This window comes from Pseudomonas sp. UTLPPB19802, from assembly GCF_059730225.1.
Genome location: NZ_AP048545.1, coordinates 1083653 through 1102053, shown reverse-complemented (window position 1 = coordinate 1102053; position 18401 = coordinate 1083653). Strand labels below are relative to the sequence as shown.

The following is an 18401-nucleotide window of genomic DNA, read 5'->3' as shown; positions in this document are numbered from 1 at the left end:
ATGTTTTCGAGCGAAGGCCAGGCAAGGCGAAAACCGGCGAGGAACGGTCGGAGTCGCGCACGACTTTACTGGAGTAAATGAGCATTCCGAGCCGGTTTTCAACGCAGCCTGGGCGAGCGCAGATACATTTCGTACAGACCCCAAGCGCTCCAGTCACTACCGCTCATCAGTCATATTCAGTCGACATCAAAGTAGATAATGAATGGAAGACAACGACCTGCACGCGCTGATGGCCAGACTCGAACTGCTGATTACCCGGGTCGAGCAACTAAAAAGCCAAAACGGACTCCTATTAGCTCAGGAAAAGACCTGGCGCGAGGAGCGCGCACACCTTATTGAAAAGAACGAAATCGCCCGGCGCAAGGTTGAATCGATGATTGCGCGCCTCAAGGCCCTGGAGCAAGACTCATGAGTTCAAGCAATAACGTTACCGTGCAAATACTCGATAAAGAGTATTCGATCATCTGTCCCCAGGAAGAACGCAGCAATCTGGTCAGCGCCGCTCGCTACCTCGATGGCAAGATGCGCGAGATCCGCAGCAGCGGCAAGGTGATCGGCGCCGATCGCATCGCCGTGATGGCCGCGCTGAATATCACCCACGACCTGCTGCACAAGCAGGAGCGCCCCGACGTGCAGGCCAGCAGCTCGACCCGCGAACAGGTGCGCGACCTGCTGGACCGGGTTGATCTGGTGTTGTCTTCCGATTCGGATGCCACCAAGGGCTGATTCCCACAGCCCTTTCGGTTATACTGGCATCACTCCCTGGGGTGCTTGCCAGTTGACGATGTCCCTGAGCCGATTTGCACTACCCTGGAATTTGCACGTTGGGCCGGTGTGCATGTCCGCTAGACGGAAAGCCTTAACGCCTACTGCACCTTCCACCTTGAACTTTCGGGTTCAAGGGCTAAGTCGACAGCGGTTCATCCGGGGAGCCTGATTCCAGGCCAGTGTCGGTGAATACCGGCGTCCGCCGCCACGAGCCGCCGTTCTGGCTGCTCCATTGCCTACAGCACGAATCCATGACCGAACCTGCGCCGCTTTCCCGCCCGCAACTTCGTCGACTGCTGCGCAAGGCCCGCCGCGCCCTCACGCCCGGCGAGCAACGCCAGGCCGCTCGCGGCCTGTATCGGCAGTTGGCGCAACATCCGCTGTTCCGCCGCGCCCGCCATGTTTCCCTGTACCTGCCGACCGATGGTGAAATCGATCCACGCTTGCTGCTGCGCGAAGCCCAGCGGCGCGGCAAGCACACCTATCTGCCGGTGCTGAGCGCCTGGCCACGGACCAAGATGGTGTTCCAGCGGATTCGTCCGGGGGAAAAACTGCGGCCCAACCGCTTTCGCATTCTCGAGCCGCGAATCAATCCGGCCGCCCAGCGCAAGGTCTGGGCCCTCGACCTGGTGCTGCTGCCGCTGGTCGGTTTCGACCCGCTCGGCGGACGACTGGGCATGGGCGGCGGATTCTACGATCGCAGCCTGGCCTACCAGTCACGTCGGCAGAACTGGCGCAAGCCAACGCTACTGGGATTGGCCCATGAATGTCAGAAGGTCGAAAAGCTGGCCCAGGCCAGTTGGGATGTGCCACTAAGGGGAACGGTCACGGACAGCGCGTGGTATATCGCGAGGTGAATCGGCTGGAGCAAAGGCGTCAACGCGAATGGCGACGCCTTTCTGGCGGGATCAGCGCTTGAACAGGGTCGACTGCTGGACCTGCTGCTGTGCAACTTCGACTGGAGCGTCCTTCTTGCCGGACCAGAGGCCCTGGGCATAACCGGTAGTCACCACACCCAAACCGAACAAAATAACCAAAGTCCATAGCAGATCCGGTTTGCGTTTCATCGATTGCCCCCCTAGGCAACTCATATACGATGACAGCAGCGGTTTGTTGAGTCAGCCGTGCAGCAGCGTCAAGCTTAAAATCCCGGCATTTTGCGATAACGTGATCCACTACGCAAACGCTGGCGTCAACCGACTGTCGGTTTGTGCAAAATTGCCCGACAAACTGCCCAAGGAGCAGCACCATGGCCTATTGGCTGATGAAATCCGAGCCGGACGAACTCTCGATCGAGGGGCTGGCCAAGCTGGGCGAAACCCGCTGGGACGGCGTACGCAACTATCAGGCGCGCAATTTCCTGCGGGCCATGGCGGTGGGCGACGAGTTCTTTTTCTATCACTCCAGCTGCCCCGAGCCGGGGATCGCCGGGATCGGCAGGATCACCGAGGCCGCCTATCCGGACCCGACCGCACTGGACCCGCAAAGCCATTACCACGACCCCAAGGCCACCACCGAGAAGAATCCCTGGAGTGCCTTGCAAGTCGGGCATGTCGAAACCTTCGCCAAGGTGCTCGGGCTCGGCTACCTGAAACAACAGACCGCGCTGGCGGAAATGCCGCTGGTACAGAAAGGCAGCCGCCTGTCGGTGATGCCGGTGACGGCGGAGCAATGGGCCGCCGTGCTGGCCTTGCGCTGATTGCGCTGGCCCCTTCGCGGGCAAGCCCGGCGCCTACAGGATGAGGGTGTACAGCACATTCATGTACGACCAGCCGGGCTTGCCCGCGAAGAGGCCCGGCCAGGCCTCACAAATCCCCAATCACTGCACGATCAGGTTGTTGAACAGCAGGTCTTCCACCTGGGGCTTGCCGGTTTCGTCGGTCAGCACCTGCTGGACCTGCTTGAGGGCTTCCTGGCGCATCTTTTCCTTGGCTTCGACGTTGCTCATCGAGTCCACGGTCTGTTGGGCGAACAGGGCCACCAGTTGGTTACGGATCAACGGCTCGTTGGCCTTGACCGCCTGGGCCGCCGCATCCCCTGTCACCCGCACCGCCACGTCGGCCTTGTAGACCTTCAGCTTGGGGCTGCCGTCCAGGCCATAGTTGCCGACGAATGGCGGAGTCAGACTGATATAGGCGACCTTGGGCGCAGCGCCCTCGCCTTCCTTGGCCTCTTCCGCCATTGCCGCCATCGGCAGCGACAAGGCCACCATCAACATGATCCACGCTTTCAAGATTCGCTCCTCATTCGGTTTTCGGTCGAGTGGCCTGTACGGTTACAGGCCACCAGCATAGCGAGCCCTGCCAGATAGCCCAAGCACAAAGCTTATAGGCGACTATCAGGCCAGGGCATGCTCGTTGACCCGTTGATTCACACTCCTACACTTATCGGCCATCACTCCCAAAGGAATAGCCCGATGAAAGCCGTACTGTGCAAAGCCTTCGGCACTGCCGAAACGCTGGTGCTGGAGGAAATCGCGAGTCCGACGCCGAAGAAGAACGAAATCCTGCTGCAGGTGCATGCCGCCGGGGTGAACTTCCCGGATACGCTGATCATCGAGGGCAAATACCAGTTCAAGCCGCCGTTCCCGTTCTCGCCCGGTGGTGAAGCCGCCGGCGTGGTCACGGCAGTGGGAGAAAAGGTCAGCCACCTCAAGGTCGGCGACCGGGTCATGGCCCTGACCGGCTGGGGCAGCTTCGCCGAGGAAGTCGCGGTACCGGGCTACAACGTGCTGCCGATTCCCGCAGCGATGGACTTCACCAGCGCCGCCGCCTTCAGCATGACCTATGGCACCTCGATGCACGCCCTCAAGCAGCGCGCCCAACTGCAGCCAGGGGAAACCCTGCTGGTGCTCGGCGCCTCCGGCGGCGTCGGCCTGGCGGCGGTAGAGATCGGCAAGGCCATGGGCGCACGAGTGATCGCCGCGGCCAGCAGCGACGAGAAACTCGCGGTAGCCAAGGCCGCCGGTGCCGATGAACTGATCAACTACAGCCAAACCAGCCTCAAGGACGAGATCAAGCGCCTGACCGATGGCAACGGCGCGGATGTGATCTACGACCCGGTCGGTGGCGACCTGTTCGACCAGGCTGTGCGAGCCATTGCCTGGAACGGCCGGCTGCTGGTGGTCGGCTTCGCCAGCGGGCGCATTCCCGAACTGCCGGTGAACCTGGCACTGCTCAAGGGCGCCTCGGTGGTCGGCGTGTTCTGGGGTTCGTTCGCCCAGCGCCAGCCACAGGACAATGCAGCGAACTTCCAGCAACTGTTCGCCTGGTTCGCCGAAGGCAAGCTCAAGCCGCTGGTATCGCAAACCTATCCGCTGGCCGAAGCGGCCAGGGCCATCGACGACCTCGGCCAACGCAAGGCGGTGGGCAAGGTGGTGGTGCAGGTCCGCTGACGCCAGCGCTGCCCACCCTAAAGTGGCGAGCGGGCTTGTCGGGACGCTCGCCACAGAAGCCTTTCAGCCCCTGGCAACAAGGGCATGCCCCACCTCACACCGTCCTTCAGTTAACTCTCCGCGACATGTTCATAAAACAACATCGCTGACGCTCTATTTCTTACATTTGCCGATGAGAAAGCCTGCTATTTTCGGTAACGAAAATGTAACATTCGCATCCGCAGTCAAAACAAGAAATCTGGAGCTCTTGAATGTTTGCCTTCTTTCGACCTGCCGCACATCGGGCACCGCTGCCCGATGACAAAATAGACAGCACTTACCGACGTCTGCGCTGGCAGATCTTCGCCGGGATCTTCTTCGGTTATGCCGGCTACTACCTGCTGCGCAAGAACTTCTCCCTGGCCATGCCGTACCTGATCGAGCAGGGCTACAGCCGTGGCGACCTGGGCGTGGCGATGTCGGCCATCGCCATCGCCTACGGCCTGTCGAAGTTCCTCATGGGCCTGGTATCCGACCGCTCCAACCCGCGCTACTTCCTGACCTTCGGCCTGCTGGTATCCGCCTCGGTCATGTTCATTTTCGGCTTCGCTCCCTGGGCGACCTCCAGCGTGACCATGATGTTCATCCTGCTGTTCATCAACGGCTGGGCCCAGGGCATGGGCTGGCCGCCAAGCGGGCGGACCATGGTGCACTGGTGGTCGCAGAAGGAACGCGGTGGCGTGGTTTCAGTGTGGAACGTCGCGCATAACGTCGGCGGCGGCCTGATCGGCCCGCTGTTCCTGCTCGGCATGGGCTGGTTCAACGACTGGCACGCGGCGTTCTACGTCCCGGCCACCGTGGCCCTGGCCGTTGCAGCCTTTGCCTTCATCACCATGCGTGACACCCCGCAGTCGGTCGGCCTGCCACCGATCGAGAAGTACAAGAACGATTATCCCGAAGGCTACAACGACAGCCACGAGAGCGAGTTCAGCGCCAAGGAAATCTTCGTCAAGTACGTGCTGCGCAACAAGATGCTCTGGTACATCGCGATGGCCAACGTCTTCGTCTACCTGCTGCGCTACGGTGTGCTGGACTGGGCGCCCACCTATCTGAAGGAAGCCAAGCACTTCAACGTCGACAAGACTTCCTGGGCCTATTTCTTCTATGAGTGGGCGGGGATTCCGGGCACGCTGTTGTGCGGCTGGATGTCGGACAAGATCTTCCGTGGCAACCGTGGCCTGACCGGCATGGTGTTCATGGGCCTGGTGACCGTGGCGACGCTGGTGTACTGGCTCAACCCACCCGGCAACCCGACCATCGACATGATCGCGCTGTTCTCCATCGGTTTCCTGATCTACGGCCCGGTGATGTTGATCGGCCTGCAGGCGCTGGAACTGGCACCGAAGAAGGCCGCAGGCACCGCCGCCGGCTTCACCGGCCTGTTCGGCTACCTGGGCGGCTCGGTCGCGGCCAGTGCCGCCATGGGCTACACCGTGGACCACTTCGGCTGGGATGGCGGCTTCGTCCTGCTGGTCGCTTCCTGCCTGCTGTCGATGGTGTTCCTGGCGCCAACCCTGTGGCACACCCGCACGGCCAGCGCGGGCCGCAGCGCTACCGCGTAACCCACCTCACCCTGTGGGAGCCGACCGGGCGGCTCCCACAGGGGCAATCCCGTGCGTGCAGCGGGTTTAGTGCGATCCCGAGCGGCAGCGCTTGAGCCGCGCCTCCAGGTTGCGATCCGGCATGGCATGGCTGCGCAAGGCGGTGGCGGTCTGCTCGACGTAGTCGCGAGTGGTGCCGTAGCGCCCACAGGCACTTTGCAGTACCTGGGTCAGCACACTGTCGGGCAGGTTGCCCGCATAGCTGGGCAGGTGCCGCTCCAGTACGAAGCCCAGGGCCTGGACGGTCTGCCCGGTTTCCAGCCGGCAATTGAGCCAATGCGGCCGATAGGACGGCACCGGCATCTCGCGCTGCCACAAGGCATACAGCGAGGCCTCCAACTGCTCCTCCGGCAGCCGATAGGCAAAGCCGCTGCAGGAGCCGCCGCGATCGAGGCCAAACACCAGCCCCGGCAGCTCCGGCGTCCCGCGATGCTCATGGGACCACAGGTACAGGCCGCGGTGATAACCGTGAACCCGCCCCCGCACGCGCTCGGCCGCCGAGCATTCCGGTCGCCAGATCAGCGAGCCATAGGCAAACAGCCAGACCGGCCCGCCCTTGTGCCGGGCCATGGTGGCCTGCATTGAGCTGAGCAGTTGTTCGTGGGTCAGTTGCGCCCCCAACTCGAGGCGCGGCGGATAGGCCAAACCCGATAACACAGGATCTGTAACAGCCATGACGAATCGCTCGGGGCTCCTGAGTCGTTACCAGTTATAGGTCACTTTACCGTAATAAAACGCGCCGCTGTAACCGTACGGCGAATAAGTGCTGTAGGCCAGGTTGCCGCCGCTGTTGGCGTAGGCACTGAGTTTTTCCGGGTACTTGTCGGTGACGTTGTCGCCACCCACGGTGAAGGTCCACTGCTTGAGCTTGTAGTCCGCCGCCAGGTCCAGTAGCCAGGCCGCCTTGAAGGTCTGGTCATTGACCGCATCGGCCTGGTAACTGGTGAACGAGCCGTAGCGGGTCAGGTTGCTGTGCAGTACCCAGTTGCCGAAGCTCAGGTCGTTACCCAGGGTCAGCTTGTGCCGTGGCGTGGTATCGCCCAACAGGCCAAGCCTCTCGCGACGGTCGACCCGTACCAGGTTGACCCCCAGTTGATTGAGAATCGCCGGGTTGTCCTTCACATCGGTGACCTTGGTGCGGTTGTAGTTGTAGCCCAGGGTGCTGTTCCAGCGCAGGCCGTTGTCCAGTTGGTAGCGGTAATTGGCTACCAGGTCGACGCCGTTGGTGCTGGTATTGGTGGCATTGGTGAAGTAACGCGCACTGGTGTAGTTGATGTTGCCGACGCCGTTGGCCTGCAGGTAGTTGATCGCCGCGTTGTTCAGCACCAGATTGGACGACAGGCTGATCCGGTCACGAATGTCGATCCGGTAGAAATCCGCCGTCACCGTCAGGTTGTCCGTCGGCTCCAGCACCAGGCCGAGGCTGTAGTTGCGCGATTTTTCCGCCTTCAGGTCTTCAGCACCGAGCAGCTTGGCCACCTGGCTGTTGGCGGCGAAAGTGCCGGCCTCCTGAATGGTCGAGCCGATCAGTTGCGACGAGGTGTAGGTGAAGTTCTGCTGGGCCAGGGATGGCGCACGGAAGCCGTTGGAGATACTGCCGCGCACCGCCACCTGCGGGGTGAAGTCGTAGCGGGCCGACAACGAGCCACTGACGTTCGAGCCGAAATCGCTGTAGTCCTCATGCCGCACCGCCGCCGAGGCGCTGAGTTTTTCGGTGAAGTTGGTTTCCAGGTCCAGGTACTGGGCGAAGTTATGCCGCGAATAACTGCCGGCATCTGCCGCACGGAACCCACCCAGTCCGGAACTGCCGCTCTGGTAATAGGACTCGGGCTGACCGGCGCTGATCTGGTAGCCCTGGCGCAGGTATTCGGCACCCAGCGCCACCGACACCGGGTACGGTAACCAGCCGAGATTGAATTCGCGCGACAGGTCGAAATTCAATTGGCGCTGGTCGTTGCTCAGGGTGCCGTTATCGAATTTGCGCGGGCTGTTCAGGCCCAGCGAGGTGTTGATGGTTTCGGTGCTCAACTCGTATTCGTTCTTGCCATAGTTGGCCGACAGGTCGTAGTGCCAGTCGTCTGCCAGCAGGCCACGCAGGCCGACCACCAGCGAGGTGTCCTCGAGGTTGCCGCGAATCAGCGGCAGGTAGCCGTTGGGGAAGATCGCCGGAATGTTGTTGGAGGCGTTGCTCGCCCGATAGAACGCCGCGGTTTCACCCCGGCGCTTGCTGTAGCCGCCAAAGCTGTAGAGCTCGGCAGCGTCGTTGAAGCGGTAGGCAGAGTTGAATTGCAGCTTGCCTTCGTTGGTCGACGGCTCGCCCTGGCGGAACACCTGCTGACCATAGGTCGTCGAACCGACGCTGGCCGGACGGTAGTCCTTGCCGGCGCGGTTGGTGTAGTCGTTGTCGGAGCCTTCGCCCGAAACGTTGAAGAAACCGTTATCACCAAGGGCGAAGCCGCTGTTGCCGTCGAGCTGGCGGTGAATGCCGTCGCCCTTCTTGTATTCGCCGAACTTGCTGGAAACCGAGCCGCCATGGTCGGCGCTCTTGAGGATCACGTTGATCACCCCGGCAATCGCATCGGAACCGTAGCGGGCCGAAGCGCCATCACGCAGTACTTCGATGTGGTCGACCGCCGAAATCGGGATTGCATTCAGGTCGGCCGGAGCCGAACCCCGCCCCACCGCCCCGCCGAGGTTGACGAAGGCGCTGGTATGCCGGCGCTTGCCGTTGACCAGCACCAGCACCTGGTCCGGCGACAGCCCACGCAGTTGCGCAGGGCGCACCAGCTCGGCGCCGTCCACCAGCGAGGGGCGGGGGAAGTTGATCGAGGGGATCAGCCGCGCCAGCACCGTGCCCAGTTCATCCGAACCGCTGCTGCGCAGGCTGTCGCCACTGATCACGTCGATCGGCGACAGCGAGCCACTGGCCGTGCGCTCCTGGGCGCGAGTGCCGGTGACAATGACGGTATCGAGTTTCGGCGCATCGGCCGTGGTGTTGTCCGAATCGGCAGCGGCTACCGAGGTGAAGGTCATTGCGCCTGCGGCGGTCAGCAAATGAGCGGACAAAATCGCCGAGTACAGCCGGTGTTGCGTGTTGCTCCCCATACCGCTCCCCTTGGAATCCAAAGTCGAGGCCTCATGCCTCGAGTTCGCACGATCGGTCCGTGTGGCGAACGGTGTCGGTCATTGTGTTGATGATTGGCTGATACAAGGCCGGTGGTCCGATACATATACCCTAAAGATATTTAACAAATAAATTAAATAACATAATCGAATATATCTGAACCAAACGTTCTATTCGTAATGATTCCTACAGACCTTTCAGACATCAAGGACTGACGACCCAAGGCTGGCTTCGTATAACAGCCCACTCTCGAAACGTCCGGTACCAGAAGGGTCAAGCATCATGAACAGACCGATACTCACCGCAGCCCTCGCCTTGCTGCTGGGGCAAGCCACGCACGTCCTGGCCAGCGAGCAGGCGCCAGCGAAACCGGGCTTCTGGTATGGCCAGACCAGCCTGTATTCCCGTCATTACTCACCTGCGCCCGAACACAACAACCGCCAGGACCTGATCGGCCTGGAGCGTCATGATGGGGATGGCTGGCTGTACGGCGCGGCGACCTTCCGCAATTCGTTCGGCCAGCGCTCGTACTACGGTTATGTCGGGCAGCGCTTCGACAGCGCGCGTTATCCGCTGTACGTGAAGGTGACGGGAGGGCTATTGCAGGGGTATCGCGGCGAGTACCGCGACAAGATTCCGCTGAACCGGCTGGGCGTGGCGCCGGTGCTGATTCCGTCGGCGGGTGCCTATTACGGGCCGGTGGCGGTGGAGTTGGTACTGTTGGGGTTCAATGCGGCGATGATCACCGCCGGTGTCCGGTTCTGATGCATTCGCAATGCTGGCTATCGTGGCGAGGGGGCTTGCCCCCGCTGGGGAGCGAAGTTCCCCTGATACCGGCCACCTCGCATTGCCTGACAGTTCCGGGTGGCAGGCCTGGGGACGGCTGCGCCGCCCAGCGGGGGCAAGCCCCCTCGCCACAAGAGCGCGATCAGGGCCTTGGCGCGTAGGCGAAGACATCGGCACGCATCTGGTGCGCATCCATGCCCGCCTCGACCAGCGCATCCAGCGTCGCATAGATCATCGCCGGCGAGCCGCTGGCATAGACCCGCACACTCGACAGGTCGGCAATATCCTCGCAGACCGCCTCGTGCAGCATGCCGCAGCGCCCTTCCCAGCCGCACAGATCGCTGACCACCTTGTGCAAGAACAGGTTGGGCAGCTTCTGCCACTCGTCCCAGTGTTCCAGCGCGTAGAAATCCTCGGGGCGCCGCACGCCCCAGTACAGGTGCACCGGATGCTCGAAACCACGGGAACGGCAATGCTCGATCAGGCTGTGCATCTGCGCCATGCCGGTACCGGCGGCGATCAGTACCAGTGGCCCGTCCGGCAGCTCGGCCAGGTGGGTATCGCCGAACGGCAGCTCGACCCGCGCCATGCGATTGCGCTGCAATTGCTCGATCAGCTTGCGTGCGCTGGCTTCACGCGCCAGCACGTGCAGCTCCAGGTCACGCCCGGAGTGCGGCGCCGAGGCCAGGGAAAACGCCGATTTCTCGCCGTTGTCACGCTCGATCATCACGTACTGGCCGGCGTGATAACGCGGCGGCTTGCCCACTGGCGCCCGCAGGCGAACCCGCCAGACATCGCCACCGATCTCGGCACACTCGGTCAACTGACAGGCCAGGCTACGCACCGGCAACTCTCCCAGGGCCAGGACACCATCCCAGAGCACCACGCAATCCTCCAGGGGCTCTGCGATACAAGTGTAGAACTCGCCGTGGTCACGGACATCGCCCGCCTGCGCGACCCGCCCTTCGACCAGCAACGCCGCGCAAACATGGCAATTGCCATTGCGACAGCTTTGCGGGCAGTCGTAGCCCAGGCGCCGGGCACCATCGAGAATTCGCTCGCCGGGCCGTATCTCCAGCACGGCTCCGGAGGGCTGCAAGGTCACACGCATCAATCTATTCCTAACTGATTCCAGATGGCATCGATCCGCCGGGTCACGGCTTCATCCTTGACGATCACCCGGCCCCACTCACGCGTGGTTTCGCCGGGCCACTTGTGGGTGGCATCCAGCCCCATCTTCGAACCCAGGCCAGAAATTGGCGAAGCGAAGTCGAGGTAGTCGATCGGGGTATTGTCGATCATCACCGTGTCGCGCTTGGGGTCCATGCGCGTGGTAATGGCCCAGATCACATCGTTCCAGTCGCGGGCGTTGATGTCGTCGTCGGTGACGATAACGAACTTGGTGTACATGAACTGTCGCAAAAACGACCAGACACCCAGCATCACGCGCTTGGCGTGGCCCGGATAGGACTTTTTCATGGTCACCACCGCCATGCGGTACGAGCAGCCTTCGGGCGGCAGGTAGAAGTCGGTGATTTCCGGGAACTGCTTCTGCAGGATCGGCACGAACACTTCGTTCAGCGCCACCCCGAGAATCGCCGGCTCATCCGGCGGCCGGCCGGTGTAGGTGCTGTGGTAGATCGGCTTGATCCGGTGGGTGATGCGCTCGACAGTGAACACCGGGAAGTTATCGACTTCGTTGTAGTAGCCGGTGTGGTCGCCATACGGGCCTTCCGGGGCCATTTCGCCCGGATGGATCACGCCCTCAAGGATGATCTCCGCAGTGGCCGGGACCTGCAGGTCGTTGCCACGGCACTTCACCAGCTCGGTGCGATTGCCCCGCAGCAGGCCGGCGAAGGCGTACTCGGACAGGCTGTCCGGCACCGGCGTGACCGCACCGAGAATGGTCGCCGGGTCCGCACCCAGGGCCACGGACACCGGGAACGGCTGGCCCGGATGCTTCTCGCACCATTCGCGATAATCCAGCGCACCGCCACGGTGGCTGAGCCAGCGCATGATCACCTTGTTGCGGGCGATCACCTGCTGGCGATAGATGCCGAGGTTCTGGCGATCCTTGTTCGGCCCCTTGGTGACCGTCAGGCCCCAGGTGATCAGCGGCGCCACGTCGCCCGGCCAGCAGTGCTGCACCGGCAACTTGCCGAGGTCGACGTCGTCGCCCTCGATGACGATTTCCTGGCAAGGCGCGTCCTTGACCACCTTGGGCGCCATGGCAATGATCTTGCGGAAGATCGGCAGCTTGGACCAGGCGTCCTTGAGCCCCTTGGGCGGCTCCGGCTCCTTGAGGAAGGCCAGCAGCTTGCCGATTTCCCGCAATTCGCCGACGTCATCGGCGCCCATGCCCAGGGCGACCCGCTCCGGGGTGCCGAACAGGTTGCCAAGCACCGGGATATCGAAACCGGTGGGCTTTTCGAACAGCAGCGCCGGGCCCTTGGCCCGCAGGGTACGGTCGCAGACCTCGGTCATTTCCAGGATGGGGGACACCGGAACCTGGATGCGCTTGAGTTCACCGCGCTGTTCCAGGCCGCTGATAAAGTCGCGCAAGTCGCGATACTGCATGCGTGAGCCTCGTAGGGTCCGTGGCGTTCGGGGTGGGCAGTGTACCCGGTTCGCCCCGATACCGTGCAAGCGGGCACGGCATCGGGCGGAAGCCGGACAGCAAAAAGCCGGGTTTCCCCGGCTTTTCTGCTCTGTTCGACTTACTTGCGCTTCATCGACAGGAAGAACTCATCGTTGGTCTTGGTCGTTTTCAGCTTGTCGACCAGGAACTCGATGGCTGCCACTTCATCCATCGGATGCAGCAGCTTGCGCAGGATCCACATACGCTGCAGTTCGTCGTCAGCCGTCAGCAACTCTTCGCGGCGAGTACCGGAACGGTTGATGTTGATGGCCGGGAACACGCGTTTTTCGGCGATCTTGCGGTCCAGGGGCAGTTCCATGTTACCGGTACCCTTGAACTCTTCGTAGATCACTTCGTCCATCTTCGAGCCGGTTTCAACCAGTGCAGTGGCGATAATGGTCAGCGAACCGCCTTCCTCGATGTTCCGCGCGGCACCGAAGAAACGCTTCGGCTTCTCCAGGGCGTGGGCATCGACACCACCGGTCAGGACCTTGCCGGAGCTCGGAATCACGGTGTTGTAGGCACGGGCCAGACGAGTGATGGAGTCCAGCAGGATCACCACGTCCTTCTTGTGCTCGACCAGGCGCTTGGCCTTCTCGATGACCATTTCGGCAACCTGCACGTGGCGGGTCGGCGGCTCGTCGAAGGTCGAGGCAACCACTTCGCCGCGCACGGTGCGCTGCATCTCGGTCACTTCTTCCGGACGCTCGTCGATCAGCAGGACGATCAGGTGGCACTCTGGGTTGTTACGCGTGATGTTGGCCGCGATGTTCTGCAGCATGATGGTCTTGCCCGCTTTCGGCGGGGCGACGATCAAGCCACGCTGGCCCTTGCCGATCGGGGCGCAGAGGTCGATCACCCGGCCGGTGAGGTCTTCGGTGGAACCGTTGCCGGCTTCCATCTTCAGGCGCTCGTTGGGGAACAGCGGCGTCAGGTTTTCGAACAGGATCTTGTTCTTGGCGTTTTCCGGACGATCGTAGTTGATCGTGTCGACCTTGAGCAGGGCGAAATAACGCTCGCCTTCCTTTGGAGGGCGGATCTTGCCAACGATGGTGTCACCGGTGCGCAAGTTGAAACGACGGATCTGGCTCGGCGAGACGTAGATGTCATCGGGGCCGGCCAGATAGGAAGCGTCGGAAGAACGAAGGAAGCCGAAGCCGTCCTGGAGGATCTCCAGCACGCCATCACCGGAGATTTCCTCACCGCTTTTCGCGTGCTTTTTCAGCAGGGAGAAAATCACATCCTGCTTGCGCGAACGGGCCATGTTCTCTATGCCCATCTGTTCGGCCAATTCGAGCAGTTCGGTAATCGGCTTTTGCTTGAGTTCAGTCAGATTCATATAGGAATGACGTAATCATTTATGGAGGGGGGAAATTAAGCTTTTGGCTTAATGAGGCCGCGCCGCAGAGAAGGCGACAGGATCGCGTACTTGTTCGAAAAGGAGTGCGTCGGCGACGGCTTGCAGGGGGCAGTGGCGAAACCAGTGCGGGGCCGAATGTAACACCTGCATTTGGCCGAGTCTAGCCCTGTACAACGAAAAAGCCCCGCAGATTGCGGGGCTTTTTGGGGACACTCAGATATGAGCGTCGAGGAACGCTTGCAGCTGGGACTTCGACAGGGCGCCGACCTTGGTGGCCTCGACGTTGCCGTTCTTGAACAGCATCAGCGTCGGGATGCCGCGCACGCCGTGCTTGGCCGGGGTTTCCGCATTCTGGTCGATGTTCAGCTTGGCGATGGTCAGCTTGCCTTCGTAGGTGCTGGCGATATCGTCCAGGACCGGAGCGATCATTTTGCATGGACCACACCACTCAGCCCAGTAGTCAACCAGCACAGGGCCTTCGGCCTTCAGGACTTCCGCTTCGAAGGAAGCGTCAGTGACGTGCTTGATAAGATCGCTGCTCATGGATATCTCCGCAGTTGTAAGCCAAAAAATACGTTGCCCATCATAGCCGTCCTTCCTACGTACAGGAAGCCGCAGATGATTGAGTCTAACTATGGTGCCCCATGAGTTTGGGTATGGCAGCGATGAATCAGGACGGCGTCACAAAGGCGATGCCGGTGCGCAGCGCGGCATTGCGCACATGCTCCTGCATGGCCTTCTGGGCCGGGCCGCTGGCGCGCCGGGCCAGGGCACGGAGGATCTTGCGGTGTTCCTGCCAGGTCTCCATCGCCCGCTCGGCCCGGATGAACGGCAATTTCTGGCTTTCCAGGAACAGCTCGGCACTGGCACTGAGAATACCGGCCATTGCCTGATTGCCAGTGGCCAGCAGGATGCGCCGATGAAAGTCGAAATCCAGGCGGGCCGCCGCCTCGAAGTCTCCGGCCCGCAACTGCGCGTACATGGCGTCGAGGTTGTCCTGCAGGCCATCGAGTTCGTCGGCCGTCAGCGTCACCGCCGCCAGCCCCGCGGCAAAGCCTTCCAGGGCATAGCGCAATTGAAAGATATCCTGCGCCGAGGCCTGGGCCGCGAATGGCCAGGACTGCAACCCACCGGATGACTGCGCGACCGGTGCCTGGACGAACACCCCCTTGCCCGGCTGCACGCTGATCTCCCCCAGCGCACTCAGGGATGACAGGGCCTCACGCAGGGAGGCCCGGCTTATCCCAAGCCGTTGCGCCAGATCACGTTGCGAAGGCAGCACGTCGCCAGGGCCGAAGCCCTCTTCGCTGATCAGTTTACGAATGGCTTGCAGCGCCACTTCAGGTACGGCGCGGGAAATCGAGTTCATTGTTTTCAGGCTGGTCGGTCCGGTGGAGCGCTAGTTGTAAAGCTATTGCGAGCGGGCGGCAAGTCGCGCCCAGAGCTGGTTCGGCACGCACGAGGGATGCCCGATAACAGTGCGAAAAGGCCGACAACTGTTCAGACCAGTAAGACCATTAAAGCCTGACCAAGCCAGCAACGGCGGGCCTCCAGGCCGGCATGGCATGGGCTGTGCAATGCCCTATGGCAGCCAACACCCCCTCTTTTCGCATTCGGAGAGCCGCCATGACCAAAGGCTTCAGCGCACTGCTCGCAGCCCTGTTTACCAGCCTGATGCTGGGCCAGGCAACCGCCCAGGCCAACAGCCTGGACGATATCGTCGCCCGTGGCACACTCAAGGTCGCCGTCCCCCAGGACTTCCCGCCCTTCGGCTCGGTCGGACCGGACATGAAACCCCGCGGCCTGGATATCGACACGGCGAAGCTGCTGGCCGAGCAACTCAAGGTCAAGCTGGAACTGACCCCGGTCAACAGCACCAACCGTATTCCGTTCCTGACCACCGGCAAGGTCGACCTGGTGATTTCCAGCCTCGGCAAAAACGCCGAGCGGGAAAAGGTCATCGACTTCTCCAGAGCCTACGCGCCCTTCTATCTCGCGGTCTTCGGCCCACCCGAGGCCGCGATCGCCGGGCTGGACGATCTCAAGGGCAAGACCATCAGCGTCACCCGTGGCGCCATCGAGGATATCGAACTGACCGCCGTGGCTCCCCAGGGCGTGACGATCAAGCGCTTCGAGGACAACAACTCCACCATCGCCGCCTATCTGGCCGGCCAGGTCGACCTGATCGCCAGCGGCAACGTGGTGATGGTCGCGATCGCCGAGCGCAACCCGAAACGGATTCCGGCGATGAAGGTGAAACTCAAGGACTCCCCGGTCTATGTCGGCCTGAACAAGAACGAGCCGGCCCTGTTGGAAAAAGTGAACCAGATCCTCGCCGCCGCCAAGGCCGACGGCAGCCTGGAGAAAAACGCCCAACTGTGGCTCAAGCAACCGCTGCCCGCCGATCTCTGATCGGGTTTTCCCGAGGTCCGCTCCATGGCTTATCAGTTCGACTTCCTGCCGGTGTTGCACAACGCCGACCTGTTGCTGCGCGGCGCCCTTTTCACGCTGGAGCTGACGACCATCGGCACCCTGCTCGGGGTTGGCCTGGGGATCCTCGGCGCAGCGACACGGGCCTGGAAGATCCAGCCGTTCTCGACCCTCTTCGGCATCTATGTGGAACTGATCCGCAATACGCCGTTCCTGGTCCAACTGTTCTTCATTTTCTTCGGCCTGCCATCCCTGGGGCTGCAGATATCCGAATGGCAGGCCGCGGTGCTGGCCATGGTGATCAACCTCGGCGCCTATAGCACGGAGATCATCCGCGCCGGCATCGAGGCGATCCCGCGCGGGCAACTGGAAGCCGCGGCCGCACTCGCCATGAGTCGTTTCGAGGTGTTTCGCCACGTGGTCCTGCGCCCGGCGCTGGGCAAGGTCTGGCCAGCCCTGAGCAGCCAGATCATCATCGTCATGCTCGGTTCGGCGGTGTGTTCGCAGATCGCCACGGAGGAGTTGAGCTTTGCCGCCAACTTCATCCAGTCCCGCAATTTCCGCGCCTTCGAAACCTACGCCCTGACCACCCTGATCTACCTGTGCATGGCCCTGCTGATCCGCCAGTTGCTGAACTGGCTTGGCCGTCGCTACCTGGCGAGGAGTCGCTGATGGACTTCACCTTCTGGGACATCCTCAACAACCTGCTGGTCGGCCTGCAATGGACCCTGCTGCTGTCGCTGGTGGCTTTCGGTGGCGGCGGCCTGCTTGGCCTGCTGCTGATGGTCCTGCGCATTTCCACGCATCCCGTGAACCGTGGCCTGGCTCGCGCCTATATCGAGCTGTTCCAGGGCACGCCGCTGCTGATGCAACTGTTCATGGTGTTCTTCGGCGTGGCGCTGCTCGGCGTGGATATTTCACCCTGGCTCGCCGCCGCCATCGCCCTGACACTGTTCACCAGCGCCTACCTGGCAGAGATCTGGCGCGGCTGCGTCGAGTCGATTTCTCCCGGCCAGTGGGAGGCATCGGCCAGTTTGGCACTCAACCGCTACGAACAACTGCGCCACGTGGTCCTGCCGCAAGCACTGCGGATCGCCGTGGCGCCGACCGTGGGTTTCTCGGTGCAGGTGGTCAAGGGCACTGCCGTGACCTCGATCATCGGTTTCACCGAACTGACCAAGACCGGCGGAATGCTCGCCAACGCCACCTTCGAACCGTTCATGGTCTACGGCCTGGTGGCCGCCGGCTATTTCCTCCTGTGCTACCCCTTGTCTCTCAGTGCGCGCTACCTGGAAAGGAGACTGCATGTCGCTTCTTAGAATTTCCGCCCTGCATAAATACTACGGCGACCACCATGTACTCAAAGGCATCGACCTGAGCGTCGAGCAAGGCCAGGTGGTGGCAATCATCGGCCGCAGCGGCTCGGGCAAGAGCACCCTGCTGCGCACCCTCAACGGCCTGGAGTCGATCAACGACGGCGTGATCGAGGTCGATGGCGAATACCTCGACGCCGCCCGCGCCGATCTGCGCAGCCTGCGACAGAAGGTCGGCATGGTGTTCCAGCAGTTCAACCTGTTCCCACACCTGAGCGTCGGCGAGAACGTCATGCTCGCCCCCCAGGTCGTGCAGAAGGTGCCCCGGGCCCAAGCTGCCGTACTCGCACGACAGATGCTCGAACGGGTCGGCCTGGGCGAGAAGTTCGATGCCTTCCCCGATCGTCTCTCCGGCGGCCAGCAACAGCGGGTAGCCATCGCCCGGGCCCTGGCGATGTCGCCGAAAGTGCTGCTGTGCGACGAAATCACCTCGGCCCTGGACCCGGAACTGGTCAATGAGGTGCTCAGCGTGGTGCGCCAGCTGGCCCAGGACGGCATGACCCTGATCATGGTGACCCACGAAATGCGCTTCGCCCGGGAGGTGGGTGACAAGCTGGTCTTCATGCACCAGGGCAAGGTCCACGAGGTCGGCGACCCCAAGGTGCTGTTCGCCCACCCGCAGACCGCCGAACTGGCCAACTTCATCGGCAGCGGTGAACCGCAGGCCTGAGTGCCAACGCCGACAACATCCAGCCCATCCCCGCCGCCGTCACGTTCCCGCGTGACGGCCACCCGGCGCAGGCAACCTGCCCTGCCGGCCACGTCATTGAAATGTAATATTTCAGCAGGAAAAACCACTTAATATCGCCGCTTTGATAAAAGCTCCCAGATACGCAAGGCCCCTTCAAAGCAGTCCTACTCATCGTCCGGATCCTTCCTGCATAGCCG

Annotated in this window: 20 protein-coding genes and 1 other RNA gene; 12 read left to right on the top strand and 9 right to left on the bottom strand. The window is 62.0% G+C overall.

The genetic code is table 11. The features are described 5' to 3' along the window. Positions 1-202 precede the first annotated feature (202 nt). The 4 genes from AC6I6U_RS04965 (at position 203) to AC6I6U_RS04950 (ending at position 1625) form a co-directional block, all read left to right on the top strand. Positions 203-412: a TIGR02449 family protein gene (locus AC6I6U_RS04965; protein WP_010448091.1), complete on the top strand. Its 210-nt coding sequence runs from the start codon at positions 203-205 to the stop codon at positions 410-412. After that, positions 409-726, top strand: a complete 318-nt coding sequence (locus AC6I6U_RS04960; protein ID WP_497880927.1) for a cell division protein ZapA — start codon at positions 409-411, stop codon at positions 724-726. The genes AC6I6U_RS04965 and AC6I6U_RS04960 overlap by 4 nt, the downstream gene beginning before the upstream one ends. 30 nt (positions 727-756) lie before the next feature. Further along, a non-coding RNA gene (gene ssrS, locus AC6I6U_RS04955) (6S RNA) lies at positions 757-935 on the top strand. A gap of 84 nt (positions 936-1019) precedes the next feature. Next, positions 1020-1625 carry a 5-formyltetrahydrofolate cyclo-ligase gene (locus AC6I6U_RS04950; protein ID WP_497880926.1) on the top strand — a complete coding sequence of 202 codons (606 nt, stop codon included), beginning with the start codon at positions 1020-1022 and terminating at the stop codon, positions 1623-1625. A gap of 51 nt (positions 1626-1676) precedes the next feature. On the opposite strand, the gene AC6I6U_RS04945 is transcribed toward AC6I6U_RS04950, so the two are convergent. Next, on the bottom strand, positions 1677-1835 hold the full coding sequence (locus tag AC6I6U_RS04945) for a hypothetical protein (RefSeq protein ID WP_497880925.1): 159 nt from the start codon (positions 1833-1835) through the stop codon (positions 1677-1679). Between the two features lie 182 nt (positions 1836-2017). Between AC6I6U_RS04945 and AC6I6U_RS04940 the strand changes: the two genes are divergently transcribed. Further along, positions 2018-2467, top strand: a complete 450-nt coding sequence (locus AC6I6U_RS04940; RefSeq protein ID WP_497880924.1) for an EVE domain-containing protein — start codon at positions 2018-2020, stop codon at positions 2465-2467. Between the two features lie 120 nt (positions 2468-2587). Here AC6I6U_RS04940 and AC6I6U_RS04935 read toward each other — a convergent pair whose 3' ends face one another. Next, positions 2588-3001: a flagellar basal body-associated protein FliL gene (locus AC6I6U_RS04935; RefSeq protein ID WP_497880923.1), complete on the bottom strand. Its 414-nt coding sequence runs from the start codon at positions 2999-3001 to the stop codon at positions 2588-2590. 183 nt (positions 3002-3184) lie between these two features. Between AC6I6U_RS04935 and AC6I6U_RS04930 the strand changes: the two genes are divergently transcribed. Both AC6I6U_RS04930 and glpT read left to right on the top strand, forming a co-directional pair. After that, positions 3185-4162, top strand: a complete 978-nt coding sequence (locus tag AC6I6U_RS04930) for an NADPH:quinone oxidoreductase family protein (protein ID WP_497880922.1) — start codon at positions 3185-3187, stop codon at positions 4160-4162. 251 nt (positions 4163-4413) lie between these two features. Beyond that, entirely contained in the window at positions 4414-5763 is a 1350-nt protein-coding gene (glpT, locus tag AC6I6U_RS04925; RefSeq protein ID WP_497880921.1) for a glycerol-3-phosphate transporter, read from the top strand. 66 nt (positions 5764-5829) lie between these two features. Here glpT and AC6I6U_RS04920 read toward each other — a convergent pair whose 3' ends face one another. Both AC6I6U_RS04920 and AC6I6U_RS04915 read right to left on the bottom strand, forming a co-directional pair. After that, the gene (locus AC6I6U_RS04920) at positions 5830-6477 is read right to left on the bottom strand and encodes a gamma-glutamylcyclotransferase (RefSeq protein ID WP_497880920.1); all 648 of its coding nucleotides are present in this window, start codon (positions 6475-6477) and stop codon (positions 5830-5832) included. Between the two features lie 27 nt (positions 6478-6504). Next, positions 6505-8907, bottom strand: a complete 2403-nt coding sequence (locus AC6I6U_RS04915; protein WP_497880919.1) for a TonB-dependent receptor plug domain-containing protein — start codon at positions 8905-8907, stop codon at positions 6505-6507. 301 nt (positions 8908-9208) lie between these two features. Here AC6I6U_RS04915 and AC6I6U_RS04910 point away from each other — a divergent pair, with 301 nt between their 5' ends. Next, positions 9209-9691 carry a sn-glycerol-3-phosphate transporter gene (locus tag AC6I6U_RS04910; protein WP_497880918.1) on the top strand — a complete coding sequence of 161 codons (483 nt, stop codon included), beginning with the start codon at positions 9209-9211 and terminating at the stop codon, positions 9689-9691. A gap of 163 nt (positions 9692-9854) precedes the next feature. Here the strand turns inward: AC6I6U_RS04910 and AC6I6U_RS04905 are convergent, their stop codons facing one another. The 5 genes from AC6I6U_RS04905 to AC6I6U_RS04885 all read right to left on the bottom strand — a co-directional run bounded on the left by AC6I6U_RS04905 (position 9855) and on the right by AC6I6U_RS04885 (position 15079). Beyond that, positions 9855-10823, bottom strand: coding sequence for a CDP-6-deoxy-delta-3,4-glucoseen reductase (locus AC6I6U_RS04905; protein WP_497880917.1), 969 nt, complete (start codon positions 10821-10823; stop codon positions 9855-9857). Then, a complete protein-coding gene (gene ubiD / locus AC6I6U_RS04900; protein ID WP_497880916.1) occupies positions 10823-12289 on the bottom strand; it encodes a 4-hydroxy-3-polyprenylbenzoate decarboxylase in 1467 nt (488 codons plus the stop codon). The genes AC6I6U_RS04905 and ubiD overlap by 1 nt, the downstream gene beginning before the upstream one ends. A 140-nt stretch (positions 12290-12429) precedes the next feature. Beyond that, the gene (rho, locus tag AC6I6U_RS04895) at positions 12430-13689 is read right to left on the bottom strand and encodes a transcription termination factor Rho (protein ID WP_054058497.1); all 1260 of its coding nucleotides are present in this window, start codon (positions 13687-13689) and stop codon (positions 12430-12432) included. A 234-nt stretch (positions 13690-13923) separates the two neighbouring features. Next, complete coding sequence (gene trxA, locus AC6I6U_RS04890) at positions 13924-14253, bottom strand: thioredoxin TrxA (protein ID WP_497880915.1); 330 nt, start codon at positions 14251-14253, stop codon at positions 13924-13926. Between the two features lie 127 nt (positions 14254-14380). Continuing rightward, positions 14381-15079: a FadR/GntR family transcriptional regulator gene (locus AC6I6U_RS04885; RefSeq protein ID WP_497880914.1), complete on the bottom strand. Its 699-nt coding sequence runs from the start codon at positions 15077-15079 to the stop codon at positions 14381-14383. Between the two features lie 257 nt (positions 15080-15336). Here AC6I6U_RS04885 and AC6I6U_RS04880 point away from each other — a divergent pair, with 257 nt between their 5' ends. From AC6I6U_RS04880 to AC6I6U_RS04865, 4 genes are read left to right on the top strand one after another with little or no spacing between them, the layout of a single operon-like run. Beyond that, positions 15337-16122: a transporter substrate-binding domain-containing protein gene (locus AC6I6U_RS04880; RefSeq protein WP_497880913.1), complete on the top strand. Its 786-nt coding sequence runs from the start codon at positions 15337-15339 to the stop codon at positions 16120-16122. Positions 16123-16146: 24 nt separating this feature from the next. Beyond that, positions 16147-16812: an amino acid ABC transporter permease gene (locus AC6I6U_RS04875; protein WP_497880912.1), complete on the top strand. Its 666-nt coding sequence runs from the start codon at positions 16147-16149 to the stop codon at positions 16810-16812. Beyond that, complete coding sequence (locus tag AC6I6U_RS04870) at positions 16809-17459, top strand: amino acid ABC transporter permease (protein ID WP_497882986.1); 651 nt, start codon at positions 16809-16811, stop codon at positions 17457-17459. The genes AC6I6U_RS04875 and AC6I6U_RS04870 overlap by 4 nt, the downstream gene beginning before the upstream one ends. Continuing rightward, on the top strand, positions 17446-18183 hold the full coding sequence (locus AC6I6U_RS04865) for an amino acid ABC transporter ATP-binding protein (RefSeq protein ID WP_497880911.1): 738 nt from the start codon (positions 17446-17448) through the stop codon (positions 18181-18183). Before AC6I6U_RS04870 ends, AC6I6U_RS04865 begins: the two co-directional genes overlap by 14 nt. Positions 18184-18401: the final 218 nt, after the last annotated feature.